Here is a 15,169-nt window from a genome sequence, read left to right on the forward strand (position 1 = left end):
CACGCTTGGATGACACGGCGGAAGCCGGGACCCCACACCCTCTGGCCGCTGGCCATGGCGCTGCTGGCTCCCTGGGCTGCCCAGGCGAACAGCTGGACGTACCAGCGGCTGGTGGAGGCCTTCGAGCAGCGCGGCTTCAGCGTGATCGGCAGCCACCCCCGCTGCGCCGAGCGAGGGCTGTACGGGCTCTACCTGCGCGAGAGCCGCCGCATCGTGGTCTGCCCCCGCGGCAACCTCGCCGACACCCTGCTGCACGAGGGGTGGCACGGGGTCCAGTCCCGCTGCCTGCGGGGCGCCCCATTCCTGGGCGAGGAGGACCTGCGCCGGGGCCTGAGCCGCCGCGACCAGCGCGACCTGGCCCGGCTCTACGACGGGGCGCGCTGGCAGCGCGAGGCCGAGGCCCGGGTGATGGCCCGCCGGGATCCCGCCGCCTATTTCCGCCACGTGGACGAGCTCTGCGGTTCAGCCACTCCTTCACCGGCCGTCCCGCCGGCCCCGGCGTCACCGGAGAGCGCGCCTCAGGGCCAGGCGGTGAAGCGCACCGGCTCATAGCGGGCGATCGCCACCCGCCAGCCCCGGATCGCCAGGGCGGCCAGTTCCCCATGGAAATCGGCCGTGGCTCCGCCGCCGACCCAGCGGGCCCTGAGCCGGGGCAACTGGTCCTGCAGGGCCTCCAGCGGCAGCTCCACCAGCAGCAGGCTGCTCTCTCCGGCGGCCCGCCGCAGGGCGCCCTCCTCGCTGCGCTGCCAGAGGCGCAGCAGCAGCTCCAGCACGAGCGTGCGGCCGTCGTCGCCGGGTTCCGCCGCTTCAGCCGCCGCCACGGCCAGGGACTTGCCGTTCAGGGGCAGGGCCCGCGTCCCTTCCTGCTCCAGCAGGGCCAGCGCCACCAGATAGGGAGCATCCGCCATGACCATCGCCCGCACAGAGCCCCCAGCCTGCTGGATCGTCTGGAACTGGGGCTGATGCCACCGACAGAAGCCGGGGATGTCCTGTAGGAATGACGTCGAAGGTCATCAGACCATGGGCCCTGGCGACGTCACGGTGGTTGTCGTTCCCCGTGAACGGTTCAGCGAGGCGCTGCTATCGCTCGATTCCATCGAACGGAACACCGACCGTCCGTACGGGCTGATCTACATCGACGGGAAGTCACCGGCCGACCTGGCCGGGGCACTGCAGCGTCGCGCGGCGCAAGGGAACTTCCGCCTGATTCGCAGCGAGCAGCACCTTTCCCCCAATGCCGCCCGCAACCTGGCCCTGCCCCACGTCACGACCAGGTACCTGGTCTTCATCGACAACGATGTGATCGTCACCCCTGGCTGGCTCGGGGCCCTGGTGGCCTGCGCCGAGCGCCACGGTTGCACCGCCGTCTGCCCCCTGACCTTCGAGGACGAGGCCTTCAGCGTCGTCCACCACGCCGGTGGCCAACTCCTGTGGAGGTCCACCGGGCAGGGGCGCCGCTGGCTCACCGAACGGCGCCCCTGGAACCATCTGCCGTTGGCCAAGGTGAACCAGCCCCTGGTGGCCGGCCCCACCGAGCTCAACGAGTTCCACTGCGTTCTGGTCCGCACGGACTTCTTCGCGCAGAACGGGCCCCTCGACGAGGGGCTGCTGAGCATGGCCGAGGAGACGGACTTCTCGATCGCCGTGGCGGAAAGCGGTGGCTCGATGGTGTTCGAGCCGGCCAGCCGGGTGAGCTACATCCCCCCCTCCCCCGCGAACCTGCTTCCGTCCGACAGGCCCTTCTTCGAGCTCCGCTGGTCCAGCGACTGGGTGCGGAGAAGCGTCGACCACATGGTGGCCAAGCACCACCTCGACCCGGTGTCGCCGGTGGCCAAGCACTGGCTGCGTTTCGTGTTCCAGCACCGCCATGCCTGTGCCACCGGCTCCAGGACGATGCCGGCGCTGGCCATCCTGTTCGGCAATTACGGCTCCACCCTCGGCAAGCGGGAGAAGTGCGATCTGCTGCTCCGCCGGCTCTCGCCCGATTCCCACCACCGGCGCTGAGCGCCGCCGCCATCCCCGTCGCCCGTCGACAAGGGCGGGCGCTCCGGCGAGCATGGCGGTTCGTGGGCCCGTCCCACCCCACCCGCCCCGGAGCCATGGACAGCGTCGACGGCAAGATCATCGTGGGCAGTGAGGAGTGGTGCAGCTTCCCGGACGCCGGGCTGCCGGCGATCAAGGCCCGGGTGGATTCCGGTGCCGCCACCTCCGCCCTCCACGCCACCAACATCGTTGCCTTCGAGCGAGACGGGCGTCCCTGGGTGAGCTTCGAGGTGCATCCCCTGCAGGGTGATCGGGTCGTGGTGGTGCGCCACGAGGCCCCCGTGGTGGCTCGGCGGGAGGTGCGCAACACCAGCGGCGTCTCAGAGAACCGCTACGTCATCCGGGAGCGGCTGGTGCTCGGCGAGCAGAGCTGGGAGGTGGAGCTGACGCTCGCCAACCGGGATGCCATGGGGTATCGGATGCTGCTCGGTCGCCAGGCGATGGTGGGCCGGATCCTGGTGGACCCGGAGGGCAGCCACCACCTGCGCAGCCTCAGCGCCGAGGAGAGCCGGGCCCTCTATGCCCATGTCCGCCCGCGCGATGCCGGCCTGCGGATCGTGCTGCTGGCCAGCGACCCCGAGCTCTACAGCAACCGGCGCCTGATCGAGGCCGGCGAGGAACGGGGCCACCATATGCAGTTCCTCAACATCCGCCAGTGCTACATCCGCCTGGATCCCCGCAACCCGGAGGTCCACTACCGCGGCGGTGACGTGCTCGGCGCGGTGGATGCGGTCATCCCCCGCATCCGTCCCAGCGTCACCTTCTACGGCTGCGCCGTGACGCGGCAGTTCGAGTCGATGGGGGTGCCGTCGCTCAACAGCGCCCAGGCGATCACCGCCTCCCGCGACAAGCTCTTTGCGTCCCAGGAATTCGTCCGCGCCGGGCTCAACACCCCCGTCACGGGCTTCGCCGATTCCCCGCTCGACACAGTGGATCTGATCCGCATGGTGGGCGGCGCCCCCCTGATCGTGAAGCTGCTGGAGGGGGCCCAGGGCAAGGGCGTGGTGCTGGCCGAAACCCAGAAGGCGGCCGAGAGCGTCATCAACGCCCTCCAGAGCCTCGACGCCAATCTGCTGGTGCAGGAGTTCATCAAGGAGGCCGGCGGCACGGATCTGCGCTGCTTTGTGGTCGGCGGCAAGGTGGTGGCCGCCATCGAACGCCGGGCTGCCGAGGGGGAGTTCCGGGCCAACCTGCACCAGGGGGGAACGGCCCGGACGGTGCAGCTGGAAGCGGCGGAGAAGCAGATGGCCGTCAAGGCCTGCAAGGCCCTGGGGCTGGATGTGGCCGGCGTCGACATCCTGCGCTCCCACCGCGGCCCCCTGCTGCTGGAGGTGAACTCCAGCCCGGGACTCGAGGGGATCGAGACGGCCACCGGCCTGGATCTGGCCGGCAAGATGATCCGCAAGCTGGAACGCAAGCTCGGCTGGGGACGGCCCCCGGCCGACGGCGCCATGGAGGCCCAGCCCGCGGCCCCGGCATGATCGCTCCGGCATGAGCACCGCCCGATGAGCACCCCCCCATCGGCCTACCTGGAGCTGGAGGCCGTCGAGGCCTGGCTGGGGCCCCGCCGCGTCTTCGAAGACCTCTCTCTGCGGCTCTACGGCGGCGAGCCCACCGTGGTGCTGGGCCCCAACGGCTCCGGCAAGAGTTCGCTGGTCAAGCTGCTCAGCCGGGAGCTCTACCCCGTGGTGAAGCCCGGCTCCTGCCTGCGGATCTTCGGCAGCGAAACGGTCAATCTCTGGCAGCTGCGGGGCCGCATCGGCCTGGTGTCCCAGGATCTGCACGCCGCTTACGTCGGTCGGGTTCCCGCCGACGATGTGGTGCTCTCCGGCTTCTTCGGTTCGGTGGGCATCGGCCGCAGCCAGGTGGCCACCGAAGCCCAGCGGCGGCGCGTGGCCGAACTGATGGAGCAGCTGGGGCTGGCCGATCTGGCTGGGCGCCCCTACGGCCAGCTCTCCGAGGGGCAGCGGCGTCGCCTGCTGCTGGCCCGGGCCCTGGTGCACGGACCCGAGGTGCTGGTGCTGGATGAACCCACCAACGGGCTTGATCTGAAGGCGAAACACCAGTTGCTGGCGATCCTGCGCGACCTGGCCCGTGCCGGCACCACCCTGTTGCTGGTGACCCACCAGATCGAGGCGATCCTGCCTGAGATCCGCCGTTGCGTGCTGCTGCGCGAAGGCCGGGTGGTGGGCGATGGCCCCACCGACGCCCTGCTGCAGGACGCCCCCCTCAGCGCCCTGTTCGACACCCCCCTGCGGGTGTGCGAGGCGAACGGTTACCGGCAGGTGTTGCCGGCGGGCTGAGCCGTCATCATGCGGGACATGTGCCGCGGCTTCCGGATGCCCCGTCCGATCCGTCTGCCCCGTCCGGTCCGCCTGCTGCTGGCGTTCCTGATCGCCTGCCTGCTGCCGCTGACGGGCCTTGCGACGGCGGCGTTATCCGCTGGCCCGGGGGCCCCAGCTGCCGCCCAGCTCCGGGCCACCTACGTACCCCTGGAGAGCCAACCGTTCCATGGCCAGCTGCTGGAGCTGAAGCAGCAATGGACCGATGCGCCCCTCAACCAGGTGGTGGGGGACAGCCCGCGGGCCACCCTGCTCAACTTCTACGTGGTGATGGCCCAGGTGAACCGGGACATCGCCCGGATCGAGGCCAAGGCTGAGGCGACACCCGGGCTCTTGCTGTCCAGCGCCTTGCGTCACGAACTGGCGCTGATCAACAGCTACTTCGAGGAGGCGGTGAAGGCCCTGGATGTGTCAGAGATTCCCCAGAGCATCCGGGCGGATTTCGCCGATGAATATGCCCTCAAGCTCAAGGTGATTCTCGATTACGTCTTCACCCACAGCCGCAAGCCTTTCGAGATTCCTGATGCGGCCGGCATGAAGGCCCTGAATGATGGACGGGTGAACCCCAGCGCCAGCTGGACCATCCCGGGCACCTCCATCACCCTGACGGATGAGGAAACGGAAGGGGGCCGTGATCGCGGCTACCGGTTCTCCGCCTTCACGGTGGCCCAGATCCCCAGCCTCTACGAGGAGATCAAGGATCAGCGAGCGCCATCTGCGGGGCCCACGAGCCTGCTGACGCCAGCGATCTATGACGCCTTCAGCCTCAGGCCGGGCCATCTCCTGCCACCGAAGTGGTATCTGAGCATTCCCCGGAGCTTCCGCCAAACGGTGCTGGAGTCCCATCTCTGGGACCAGACCCTGTTCCAGATCGTGTTGGGTCTGCTGGCGCTGGTGGCCTTCGCCTTCGTTCAGTTCCGTCTGGTGCTGGCCCTGCTGGCCACCTACCGGATGACGGAACGGGCCGCCAGCCAACCCCGCACACCGATGCAGATCTGGCAGGTCGACAACATCGCCTGGCAACGGGTGTTGCTGGCGGCGGTGGCCCTGCCCATGGCCCGTGTGGTGGAACTGCTGCTCGATCACTACGTCAACGTCACCGGCCTGCCCCTGCAGGTGTTGATGTACCTGCTCTACACGCTCTACTTCTGCTGGGCGGGGTTGTTCAGTTTCTTCCTGATGGAGGCCCTGGGCCGCAGCCTGGCCGAATGGGTCACGATCCTGCGCGGGCGGCGCAACGCCCTGCAGCTGAGCCGCGTCAGCAATCTGGTGATGCCCGTCTGCCGGGTGATGGGCGCCGTCATCGGCGTCTCCCTGATGTACCGGCTGCTGATCCTGCTCGGTCTGCCGGGCTCCACCGTGCTGGCCTTTTCTGCGGTGCCCGGCCTGGCCATCGGCCTCGGGGCCTCCAAGCTGCTGGGCAACCTGTTCGCCGGCCTGTCGATCCAGACCGACCGTCCCCTGAGGGTGGGGGAGTTCTGCCGCATCGGCAGCAATCTGGGCTACGTCACCAAGATCGGCCTGCGTTCCCTGGAGCTGCAGACCCACGAGAGCCGCATCACCATTCCCAATTCGGTCGTCGATGAGGAGACGATCGTCAACTACTCCCTGCGGTCGGATCAGGCGCAGGATGCGGTCCTGCACGTCTTCGAGCTGCACCTGCCCCTGCCGGCCGAGCTCACCCCCGACCAGCTGGATGATCTGGTGCATTACGCCCGCCTGTACCTCACCGATCTGCCGGGATTGTCCGCCGCCCAGGTGTTCCTTGACCAGGCGACCGCCGATGGGGAGCTGGTGCTGCGCTGCTGCGGGCAGATTCACGCCCCCAACTGGACCGACTACCTCACCCTGCGGGAAGCGGTCCTGCTGCGGTTGCGGCAGATCCTCGATCAGGTGATCCGCTCCCGCATGGTGATCGGCGTGGCCTACGACACCAGCCCGGAGCAGCTGCAGCGCATCCCGGAACTGATCGCGTCGCTGTTTGAGGCCGAGCCCCTGGCCGCCTTCCGGGCCTGCCGCCTGATGGCCATCAACGACTTCAGCTACGACTTCACCTACGACTACCGCTCCGCCCAGCCCACCTATCCGGCGTTCAAGGATGAGGTGGCCCGCCTCAACCGGGCCCTGCTGGCCCTGTTCGCCGCCGAAGGGATCGAGATCCCCTACCCCACCCAGGCGGAGCTCCAGCTGAATGGCTGAGCTGACGCTCCAGACCCTTGCCGGCTGCGGCCTGGCGATCGGCGCCTATCCCCGCTTCCGCTACGACGCCCGTGGCGGCGGCGGGCTGGGCGAGCTCACCGCGGCGGATCCCGCCGGTATCGGCGTCGGCCCTGGCACCGGCAGCCTCTGCTTCGATCCCGCCGGCCTGAGGATCCCGCCCCTCGACTGGCGCACCACCCGCTTCCTGGGGCTGCCGTTGCCCCCCGGCCTGGGGATCACGATCCAGCCCGAGCGGCTCGAAGGTCGCCTCGACGGCGCCACCGGGGCGATGGAACTGCAGTTCGACGCCCGCTTCCGCTTCGCCATCGGTGCCCTCTACCGCGCCCCCGACCTGATCGTCGCCACCACCCTCAGCACCGGCCCGGTGCAGGGCCGCCGCCACCGGGCCAGCGGCCAGCCCCTCGACGGCGCCGGCCGGGCCCTGCTGGTGGGGGTGGCCACCATCGCCCCCAGCGGTGACCCCTGGCTCGACCGGTTTCTGGGCTTGCCCGATGAGGCGCTGGCCCTGCTGCGCTGCCGCCTGGCGCCCAAAGCACCGGAAGCCCAGGACTTACCTTGACCCCCTGCCACGCCCGATCCCGCCATGCATCCCCTGCCGCTGCATCTCGGCCCGGGCAGTGATCTGCGCGCCAGCCTCGAGCAGCTGGCGATCGAAGCCGGCGCCTCCGGCTTCGTGCTCGGCGTCGTCGGCGACCTCTCCCAGGCGGCGTTCCAGTGCCCTGGCCTGGAGGAGCCCACCGTGCTGCAGGGCCACCTGGAGATCATCACCCTGCAGGGCACCGTGGCGCCCCAGGGGGTGCACCTGCACCTGAGCCTCTCCGACGGCGACTGCCAGGTGTGGGGCGGTCACCTCGAGCACGGCAGCCTCGTGCTCCGGGGCGCCGACCTGCTGGTGGGCTTCCTGCCCCAGCCCGGAGCACCCCAGGATCCGGCGCAAGCCGCCGAGGCGACCGCAGCGGTCCGGCCCACCGCCCCCGCCTCCCCGGCCCAGCCCCGGGTGGAGATTGCCGTGCGCAGCGGCTGCCCCTACTCGGCCCGGGCCCTGCGCATGCTGCGCACCCTCGGCATCCCCCATCGGGTGCAGCTCGCCGATGACGACGCGGCGCGGGCGGCGGTCGCCGAGCGCAGCGGCCTGACCTCCATGCCCCAGGTGTTCATCGATGGCCAGCCCATCGGCGGCTACGACGCCCTGGCCGATCTCCACGGCCGCGGCGAGCTCGACCACCTGCGCTGAGGCCTCCCCCCATCCGCCCTAGGGTCGATTCCTGAGACGCGACCTGTCATGGCTGCCCGCCTCGCCATCGGCCCGGTGGACGTGAGTCCGGAGGTGCGTGAGTGGGTGGATGCCGAGACCCTGCAGCGGCTGGTGGCCCGTCACCGCCGGGGCGACTGGGGCGTGGTGGATGACCGTGATGCCCGCGACAACACCATCGCCGCCTACCGGCAGCAGGGGTCCCTGCGCAGCGTCTTCGATCTCGGACAGGGGCTGCAGGTGTGGATCCTCACCCATGACCTCGGCACCGATCGGCTGCACACCCTGGTGCTGCTGCCCAGCGACGAGTAGGCCGCTGGTCGGCTGACGGTCCGGGGCGGATATCGCCGCCGCTCCCGTGGTCTTGTCTTCATAATTTCTTTCGTCAGCTTGTGTTGCCTCCCCTCTGGACGTTGCGGCTGGATGTTGTACAAGGGTGAACAGGTCGTGGGAAGAATGGTGACGATTGAGCTCCCTCAGCCCAGGCGCCAGTCCCGCTCCTCCGGCGAGGTGCGCTCTTCCGCTGAAGGCTGGTCTCCAGCCGACGAGCTGGCCGCCCTGGAAACCGTCTGGGCCAGCCTCTGCCAGGACGCGGCGAGCCCCGCCCCCTCCCTCCAGCTGCCGGTGATTTCCCGCTCCAGCCCCAGCCGTCAGGGTGATGATGGCCGGCCCCAACGGCAGCGCCCGCGCCCGCGCATCGATACCGGGCGGATCGCTTCCTGAAGAGGTTCTGCCTCTTTCACGATCTTTTTCTTTCGCAATCATTCGCAGCGAAGGTGCAAACCTTCGTGGTGAAGGAATGTATGGATCCTTTCCCAGGCACTGAGCGCTGTAACGATTGTGTTTGTTTTCCCAGGAATCGGCTGAGAATCTCTGCTTGACATCGCCGGCGGGCAAGGCCTTCCGGGGAATCCCTTTCCGTTGGTCTCCCGCACCGGTACCTGCCTGAATCCGCCAGGTGGGCGCCCACGGCGATGCTCCTCCCCCTGCCCTTTGCGTTGTTTCCACCATGGCCCTGGTCCAAGCCCCTTCCCTTGGTATCGAGCGTTTCGCGGATGACCGCAACAAGGAGAACTGGTCAAAAGCCTCCCAGCAGGATCGCGATGGCATCATCCGTCTGGTGTATCAGCAGGTGCTGGGCCAGCAGTATGTGATGCAGAACGAGCGCCTGGTCGGTGCTGAATCTCTCTTCCGCAACGGTTATCTCACCGTGCAGGAATTCGTGCGCACCCTCGCCAGGAGTGGTCTGTATCGCTCCCGTTTCTTCGAGTCCTGCAATCCTTACCGCTTCATCGAGCTCAACCACAAGCATCTCCTCGGACGGGCTCCCCACAACAAGGCCGAGATGCTGCACCACTTCACGATCCTGCAGGAACAGGGCTACGACGCCGAGATCGATTCCTACATCGACAGCCCCGAGTACCAGGATCGTTTCGGTGCAGATGTGGTCCCCTATCTGCACGGCTGGGACTACTCCGCCGGCCACCAGGGGCAGCAGTTCTCCTGGCTGATGCAGCTGGCCGGTGGGGCAGCGGCGTCGGTGAAGGGAGACAGCGCCGGCACCCGCTTCAAGCTGGGTCGGGCCCTGCACCAGGACCGGGCCGTGACGGTGACGGTCCTCCGTCCCCGCTTCAGCGGTGAATCCTTCTTCCAGGCCAACCTGGCCCAGGGCGGTGCCAGCGTCGATGGTCCGATCTCCCGCAACGGCCAGCCCACCGATCACGCCCGCGGCCATCGGGAGGAGGCCCTGGTGGTGTCGGCTGGGGTGCGCGGCACCAGCTCCCCCAGTGGCCGGGTGGCCACCATCACCGCCACCGGGCTGGTGAACAACGCCGTGGTGCGCAGCGGTGCCTACGTGATGCGGGTGCCCTACAGCCGCATGAACGAGGCCCTGCAGCGGGTGCAGCGACTCGGTGGCCGGGTGGTGCGCGTCAGCGTCAACTGAGCTGACGCTTCGGGGGGTCAGGGCCGTAGGTCCACCCCCCGCCCGGCCAGCAGCTGGCGGCAGGCCATCAGGGCCGAAAGGCTCACCCCGGCGGTCCCCTCGCCGGGGTGGATGGCATCGCCGCACAACCACAGACCCGCCAGGGGGCTGCGGCTGGCCAGGCCGAAGGGCCCGAAGCGGCTGGGGTGCTGGCCCAGGCCGCCCACATAACCCCAGGGCCGGCCGGTCCAGCCGGCAAAGCCCCGGGGAGTGGCCAGCTCCCCGTGCAGCCAGTCGGCCGGTCCCACCCCCAGCAGCCGCTCCAGGCCCTGCTGGATGGCGGCCTTCGCCCGCTGCTTGTGGGACTGATAGGTGGCCTCGTCCCCACCGAACCAGGGGCGGGCCGGGGTGAACACGCTGGCGATCACCGTGGCCCGTCCGGCGGGGGCCCGGCCGTCGCCCTCCTGGCTCACCGAGACGAACAGGGAGCCGGGGTCAGGGGCCTCCAGCTGCAGGTGGCTCGGGCACCCCGGCGGCAGCCTGTCCCGCTCGACGGCTCCGTAGAACACCAGGGCGCCGCTGGGTTCGCCCAGGGCCGCGAGCCGCCTCTGGTAGCCGCCGGGCAGGGCCTTCCCCAGCAGGGCCGGCAGGGTCTGGGGGGGCAGGCTGACCACCACATCCGGGGCGCTCAGGTGAAAGGCTTTCCCCCGCCCACGCCCGTCCTCGGGTGGCGCCCCGCCCCGCTGGCCCGTGATCCGCCAGTCGCCACCGGGCTGCTCCGGCGGCTGCAGCCGCTCCACCCGGTGCCGCAGCCGCAGCCGGCCACCGTGCCGGGCGAGGGCGCTTTCCAGGGCTTCGCTGAGGGCCTGCATCGACCCCTCCAGGTGCCAGAGCCCGAGCGGTTCCTGCACCATCGCCAGCACCGTGGCCCCGTAGAGGGCGGCGGTGCGATCCGCCGGTTCCTGGGAATAGAGCCTCAGCTGCAGATCCAGGAAGCGCCGCAGCCGCCTGTCGGCGGCGCAGCCGGTCAGCCGCAGCAGGTCGGCGATGGTGGCGGTGGTGAGCACGCCGCTGGCCAGGTTACCGGCCCCCAGGGCCCCCAGCAGCTGGCCCAGATCCCACCAGGAACGCGGCGGCAGCACCGGATCCCGCGACGCGAAGGCCCAGTTGGCCTGGTGCAGGGCGTCGCAGAGGGCCCAGAAGCGTTCACTGCCGGGGAACTGGCGCAACCGTTCCTGCCGCCAGCGCTGCGGATCGCGCCAGATGGCCACTGGCTCACGGCCATCGGCCAGGTCCACCACGCAGCCCGGATCCAGGGGCACGGCCGCCGGAGGCGCCACGCCCAGATGGCGGAACAGGCGGGCATGGATGCCGGCGGGGGTGCCGTCGCCCTGCTCCAGCCCCGCCACCTGGGTGGCCCCCACGTCGAACACGTAGGGACCGCGCCGGAAGGTGCCGGCGCAGCCGCCACTCTGGTGGTGGGCTTCGAGCAGCTCCACCTGCAGCCCCTGTTTCGCCAGCAGCGCCGCCGCCGTCAGGCCGGCGATGCCGGCGCCCACCACCACCACGTCCACCTGGTCTCTTCTGCTGGGAGGCAACACGGCACCGATGGCTCAAACGGGATGCTGGCAGATCGGAGCTGGACGCTGGCCGGATCGATCAAGAGCAGGCCGCCGATGCAGTTGTGGCGCGGATCTACATCACAAGAGCGGCGATCCAATGTTGGCACTTATGCATTTCTTGACGGCCCTGTAATCGCCATGGGCTCAGAGGAGGTCAAATCCACTCTTTCTGAGGTGATTGTCCTTGCCGTCACGACCATCGAATCCGCTGAGAACCACTGTGCAGCAAGGGCTTTGCTCTGGAGCCCATGCGCCTAGCACGCATTTTGATGCATCAACGCTGTCTCGTCTGAATCCTTCCTTGCCCCAAGGGCTGGTGGTGATTTGGCCTATGTCAGACCGTGATACGGTGAATAGTGGTTGAATGCCACATTGGTCCTCGTTCCGTATACAGCCATGAAGATTCTGCCCATCGCCTTGCGTGCATTTGGACGTCATGATCAGCGATTGATCCTGTCGAAGTCTCTTTTCGGCGCTGCGGTTGTTGCGGCCGCTGTCACTGGTCTGTCCGCTGGTTCGGCAGAGGCCGTGCAAACGACCACCTGTGCATTGCCCGGTAGCCTGACAATCGGCGACAAGACAGTTACCAACATCGTGTGCAGTGGTGTGGGTGCTGACACTGAGATCCGATTCAATAACTTCGGTCTGGCCTATGACTTCGGCAGTGTCATCGATCCCCCGACGCAGTCCGGGTCAATCTCCTACACCATCTCCGTCACTAATCCCAGGTTCGAATTCGCTGCGGTTGGACTCGACTCCGGCTGTATCTTCCCAGCCCTTGGAGGCTGTACGGTGACGAAGAATGTGAGCTGGAATGGTGGATCCACTTCCTTGGCTTCCAGTAATGGGAATCCCGCCCCTGTGGACTATCTGTTTGCTGCGGGAGTCACCTCGCTGAACATTCAAGATATCTTCTTTGCAACGGGCAACTCCGCGGTTTCGACGGCGAACAACTTCTTCAGCCAGAGGCCCGGGAATGTTCCTCCTGACTCGGTGCCCGGACCGCTTCCCATTCTTGGCGCTGGTATGGCCTTCGGCTTGAGCCGTCGGCTGCGGTCCCGGATCAAGGCGTCCTCGACAGCGGTCTGAACGGGATTGGATCGTCCTGGTTGAGCCCAGGCCTGTCCTTCTCCATCCCTGGCCCTGGCCAGGGATTTTTTTCTTGGCTGATTCGATGAGGAAAGTTGTCTGGAGGATGGGTCGGCAGGATATCTCCGCTATCCGATGGCCAGCCCACGTTCAGAAGCACGACGTTGATCGGCCGTTGTTCTGCTCTGGTGGTGGATTCTCCCAGCCGGCACCTTGATGGCCCCATCGCCGTCGAAACGATCAGGCCTGCCGATGCCGATTCGCACCTGAGGCAGGCATGTTGCTACCGGCTATGGGTGGGATCGTTTTCAACCTCGATCCATTCCTTGTCAATGACACCATCAAAATGATGGCGCCCGTGCAGGTGACCTTTCCCCATCTTTCCTTGGCGGCGGACCAGAAGACTCTGCAACAGAGTGGCGTGATAGGGGGAACGGCGACCGATGGCTGCAAAGCCCAGGAAAAAGATCAGCATCCTCAGCGTGTTCCCAAAAGCCAGGCCCAGAGAGCGTTGCCACACGCTGGACATGTTGTTGCCGAACTCATATTCGGCGCGTTTGGTGTTGGCACTGATGGCATCCGCCAGGCGCTCCCTGATCACTGGAAAGGGTTGGGGAAACGACTCGGGAAGCGGCGCCTTGTTCCCCGGCACCTGCTCGTAGGCCCTGCGTAGCTCCGCAGGTGTGTTGGCTTTCCTGATCGCCTCGGCGGCCCTGGATGCTTGGCTGAGTAGCTGGGTTGATTCCTGATTTCGTGTTTGCAGCAGTTTTGCACCGGAATAGATCTGTACCGGGATCAGAAGCAGATATCCCAAGGCCACCCAGCTGGCCAGGCGCCGCAGCAGTTCGGCACGGTTGGCCAGAGGTTTGGACTGGGGATTCAGAACGGCAGCGGCTGCCACCAGAAGAACTCCCGTCAGTGGTGTGATGCCTCGGCTGACAAGAAATCCAATCATGACGTCCAGCCAGGCCGGCTGGAGGAGGGCTATGGGCCAGGCCTGAAAGGCCAGTTCGACCAGGAAGTACGCCAGGATGGCGACACCAACCCAATGAAGAACGATTGCAAATTCAACCTGCAGCTCGCGGGATGATTCGCGGGAGTTCCGGGCGCTAGTGGTCGGGGTCATCGTTGTCTTTCCTGTCTCTACTGTGATCTGAATATCGTATGGATTCTTCAGTTTGGTCAAGCGAGTTTCACATGACTTGCTGGACGGGACCGGATGGATGTGTTGGGATTGAAGCTTCGGCCGTGTGGGGCGCATCAGCTCCCTTTGGGAACGGCAAAAACCATCCATTTCCACGCTTCCATGGCCCACCCCGCCACCCTTATCCCCTGGCTGGCCGAACAGCTCGGTGTTGAGCCGGTCGGCTGGACAGCGGTGGGTGGTGGCTGCATCCACAGCGCCTGGCGACTGGATCTTGTCGATGGCCGCCGGCTGTTCGCCAAGGCGAACGGGGCCTCCGCCCTGCCGATCCTGGAGGCCGAGGCCGAGGGTCTGCGGGCCCTCGCGGCGGCGGCGGGTGAAGAGGGCCCGGGGGTGCCCGTCCCCCTGGCCTGCGGGGTATCCGGACCTTCGGCCGTGCTGGTGCTCCCCTGGCTCGACCTGGCGCGCGGCCGTTCCGCAGCCCATGAGCCGCAGTGGCGCCGCCTGGGTGCAGCGCTGGCGGCTCTGCACCGCCGCAGCCTGACCCGCAGCTGCGTGGCGGAGGATCGGGTCGGGGCGGCCTTCGGCTGGCCCCGGGACAACGTCATCGGCTCCTTCCCGCAGCGCAACGGCTGGGAGTCGGACTGGGGCCGGTTCTTCGTGGAACGGCGGCTGGCCCCCCAGCTGGCCCACCTGGCCAGCAGCGGCCACCCCCTGCGGCGGGCCGCCGCGCTGCTGGAGCGCGCCGGCCAGTGGCTGGGGGCCCACTGTCCGGAGCCCTGCCTGGTGCACGGTGATCTCTGGAGCGGCAATGCCGCCGTCACCAGCGAGGGCCGCGGGGTGATCTTCGATCCGGCGGTCCACCGGGGCGACCGGGAGGTGGACCTCGCCATGGCGCGCCTGTTCGGGGGCTTCCCCGAGGCGTTCTTCGAGGGGTACCAGGAAACCTGGCCCCTGCCCTCAGGCCACCGCCCGCGACGCGAGCTCTACAACCTGTACCACCTGCTCAACCACGCCAACCTGTTCGGCGGCAGCTACGTGGGACAAAGCGAGGCCTGCCTCGACTCCTTGCTGGAGCGGGGCGAGGGGTGGGGCTGAGAAAGGACACGGGGACGTCGCGACGCCCCCGGTGTTGCTGACGATCCCTGAGCTCAGCTGAGGTATTCCTTGCGCAGTGACTGGACTTTCGCCATCACGGCAGAACGCTTCTCACCGGTGGTGAGGTTCTTCCAGCTCCAGCTGCCGACCACCACCAGGCCGAGCAGTTCCAGCAGGCCCGGGACGATCGGAAGCAGGTTGATGGTGTCGAGCACACCCTTGATCAGGATCTGGGCCACGATCACGGCCAGCAGCACGCCGGAGGCCTTGCCGATCCGGCCCACCTGACTCCAGTCCACCTTGTCGAGGGTTTCGTTGACCTTGCCGATCACTTCGCTGTAGCGCTCGCTGAAATCCACCTCGGCGGCACTGCTGGTGCTGCTGTCGTCCTGCATGGTCTCCTTCACTTCGGTCGTGCTGTCGATCATGGAAGGA

15 protein-coding genes are annotated in these 15,169 nt (G+C 67.8%); 11 read left to right on the forward strand and 4 right to left on the reverse strand.

Annotated features, from left to right (window positions below; genetic code table 11):
• Positions 1 to 9: 9 nt before the first annotated feature.
• Entirely contained in the window at positions 10 to 552 is a 543-nt protein-coding gene (locus KUG38_RS15005; protein WP_216923031.1) for a hypothetical protein, read from the forward strand.
• On the opposite strand, the gene KUG38_RS15010 is transcribed toward KUG38_RS15005, so the two are convergent.
• Positions 519 to 908 carry a DUF8680 family protein gene (locus KUG38_RS15010; protein ID WP_286196095.1) on the reverse strand — a complete coding sequence of 130 codons (390 nt, stop codon included), beginning with the start codon at positions 906 to 908 and terminating at the stop codon, positions 519 to 521. The two genes, KUG38_RS15005 and KUG38_RS15010, sit on opposite strands and share 34 nt — an antisense overlap.
• A 112-nt stretch (positions 909 to 1,020) precedes the next feature.
• Between KUG38_RS15010 and KUG38_RS15015 the strand changes: the two genes are divergently transcribed.
• The 8 genes from KUG38_RS15015 (at position 1,021) to KUG38_RS15050 (ending at position 9,802) form a co-directional block, all read left to right on the forward strand.
• Entirely contained in the window at positions 1,021 to 2,004 is a 984-nt protein-coding gene (locus KUG38_RS15015; RefSeq protein ID WP_216923035.1) for a glycosyltransferase, read from the forward strand.
• A gap of 95 nt (positions 2,005 to 2,099) precedes the next feature.
• Positions 2,100 to 3,524 (forward strand): 30S ribosomal protein S6--L-glutamate ligase, encoded by a 1,425-nt coding sequence (rimK, locus tag KUG38_RS15020; protein WP_216923037.1) that lies wholly within the window; start codon positions 2,100 to 2,102, stop codon positions 3,522 to 3,524.
• A gap of 24 nt (positions 3,525 to 3,548) precedes the next feature.
• Complete coding sequence (locus KUG38_RS15025) at positions 3,549 to 4,346, forward strand: ABC transporter ATP-binding protein (protein WP_216923038.1); 798 nt, start codon at positions 3,549 to 3,551, stop codon at positions 4,344 to 4,346.
• A gap of 36 nt (positions 4,347 to 4,382) precedes the next feature.
• A complete protein-coding gene (locus tag KUG38_RS15030) occupies positions 4,383 to 6,584 on the forward strand; it encodes a mechanosensitive ion channel family protein (RefSeq protein WP_216923040.1) in 2,202 nt (733 codons plus the stop codon).
• A complete protein-coding gene (locus tag KUG38_RS15035) occupies positions 6,577 to 7,164 on the forward strand; it encodes a hypothetical protein (RefSeq protein ID WP_216923042.1) in 588 nt (195 codons plus the stop codon). The genes KUG38_RS15030 and KUG38_RS15035 overlap by 8 nt, the downstream gene beginning before the upstream one ends.
• A 24-nt stretch (positions 7,165 to 7,188) precedes the next feature.
• Positions 7,189 to 7,839 carry a PCC domain-containing protein gene (locus KUG38_RS15040; protein ID WP_216923044.1) on the forward strand — a complete coding sequence of 217 codons (651 nt, stop codon included), beginning with the start codon at positions 7,189 to 7,191 and terminating at the stop codon, positions 7,837 to 7,839.
• A 48-nt stretch (positions 7,840 to 7,887) separates the two neighbouring features.
• Positions 7,888 to 8,169 (forward strand): hypothetical protein, encoded by a 282-nt coding sequence (locus KUG38_RS15045; protein WP_216923046.1) that lies wholly within the window; start codon positions 7,888 to 7,890, stop codon positions 8,167 to 8,169.
• Between the two features lie 697 nt (positions 8,170 to 8,866).
• Positions 8,867 to 9,802: a phycobilisome rod-core linker polypeptide gene (locus tag KUG38_RS15050; protein ID WP_216923048.1), complete on the forward strand. Its 936-nt coding sequence runs from the start codon at positions 8,867 to 8,869 to the stop codon at positions 9,800 to 9,802.
• Positions 9,803 to 9,819: 17 nt separating this feature from the next.
• Here KUG38_RS15050 and crtD read toward each other — a convergent pair whose 3' ends face one another.
• Complete coding sequence (gene crtD / locus KUG38_RS15055; RefSeq protein WP_286196103.1) at positions 9,820 to 11,379, reverse strand: C-3',4' desaturase CrtD; 1,560 nt, start codon at positions 11,377 to 11,379, stop codon at positions 9,820 to 9,822.
• Between the two features lie 420 nt (positions 11,380 to 11,799).
• On the opposite strand from crtD, the gene KUG38_RS15060 reads away from it, so the two are divergent.
• Positions 11,800 to 12,492 carry a hypothetical protein gene (locus KUG38_RS15060; protein ID WP_216923050.1) on the forward strand — a complete coding sequence of 231 codons (693 nt, stop codon included), beginning with the start codon at positions 11,800 to 11,802 and terminating at the stop codon, positions 12,490 to 12,492.
• Positions 12,493 to 12,775: 283 nt separating this feature from the next.
• On the opposite strand, the gene KUG38_RS15065 is transcribed toward KUG38_RS15060, so the two are convergent.
• Positions 12,776 to 13,678: a hypothetical protein gene (locus tag KUG38_RS15065; RefSeq protein ID WP_216923052.1), complete on the reverse strand. Its 903-nt coding sequence runs from the start codon at positions 13,676 to 13,678 to the stop codon at positions 12,776 to 12,778.
• A 120-nt stretch (positions 13,679 to 13,798) separates the two neighbouring features.
• On the opposite strand from KUG38_RS15065, the gene KUG38_RS15070 reads away from it, so the two are divergent.
• The gene (locus KUG38_RS15070) at positions 13,799 to 14,734 is read left to right on the forward strand and encodes a fructosamine kinase family protein (protein ID WP_216923054.1); all 936 of its coding nucleotides are present in this window, start codon (positions 13,799 to 13,801) and stop codon (positions 14,732 to 14,734) included.
• A gap of 53 nt (positions 14,735 to 14,787) precedes the next feature.
• Here KUG38_RS15070 and KUG38_RS15075 read toward each other — a convergent pair whose 3' ends face one another.
• Positions 14,788 to 15,162, reverse strand: a complete 375-nt coding sequence (locus KUG38_RS15075) for a CAAD domain-containing protein (protein ID WP_216923056.1) — start codon at positions 15,160 to 15,162, stop codon at positions 14,788 to 14,790.
• Between the last annotated feature and the right edge of the window lie 7 nt (positions 15,163 to 15,169).

Source organism: Synechococcus sp. CCAP 1479/9 (assembly GCF_019038535.1).
In the GTDB taxonomy this organism is placed as follows: Bacteria; Cyanobacteriota; Cyanobacteriia; order PCC-6307; family Cyanobiaceae; genus Cyanobium.

Coding starts and splice junctions, on each gene's coding strand:
- KUG38_RS15005 (WP_216923031.1), top strand. CDS start 10: ATGACACGGCGGAAGCCGGGACCCCACACCCTCTGGCCGCTGGCCATG.
- KUG38_RS15010 (WP_286196095.1), bottom strand. CDS start 908: ATGGCGGATGCTCCCTATCTGGTGGCGCTGGCCCTGCTGGAGCAGGAA.
- KUG38_RS15015 (WP_216923035.1), top strand. CDS start 1,021: ATGGGCCCTGGCGACGTCACGGTGGTTGTCGTTCCCCGTGAACGGTTC.
- rimK (WP_216923037.1), top strand. CDS start 2,100: ATGGACAGCGTCGACGGCAAGATCATCGTGGGCAGTGAGGAGTGGTGC.
- KUG38_RS15025 (WP_216923038.1), top strand. CDS start 3,549: ATGAGCACCCCCCCATCGGCCTACCTGGAGCTGGAGGCCGTCGAGGCC.
- KUG38_RS15030 (WP_216923040.1), top strand. CDS start 4,383: ATGCCCCGTCCGATCCGTCTGCCCCGTCCGGTCCGCCTGCTGCTGGCG.
- KUG38_RS15035 (WP_216923042.1), top strand. CDS start 6,577: ATGGCTGAGCTGACGCTCCAGACCCTTGCCGGCTGCGGCCTGGCGATC.
- KUG38_RS15040 (WP_216923044.1), top strand. CDS start 7,189: ATGCATCCCCTGCCGCTGCATCTCGGCCCGGGCAGTGATCTGCGCGCC.
- KUG38_RS15045 (WP_216923046.1), top strand. CDS start 7,888: ATGGCTGCCCGCCTCGCCATCGGCCCGGTGGACGTGAGTCCGGAGGTG.
- KUG38_RS15050 (WP_216923048.1), top strand. CDS start 8,867: ATGGCCCTGGTCCAAGCCCCTTCCCTTGGTATCGAGCGTTTCGCGGAT.
- KUG38_RS15060 (WP_216923050.1), top strand. CDS start 11,800: ATGAAGATTCTGCCCATCGCCTTGCGTGCATTTGGACGTCATGATCAG.
- KUG38_RS15070 (WP_216923054.1), top strand. CDS start 13,799: ATGGCCCACCCCGCCACCCTTATCCCCTGGCTGGCCGAACAGCTCGGT.
- KUG38_RS15075 (WP_216923056.1), bottom strand. CDS start 15,162: ATGATCGACAGCACGACCGAAGTGAAGGAGACCATGCAGGACGACAGC.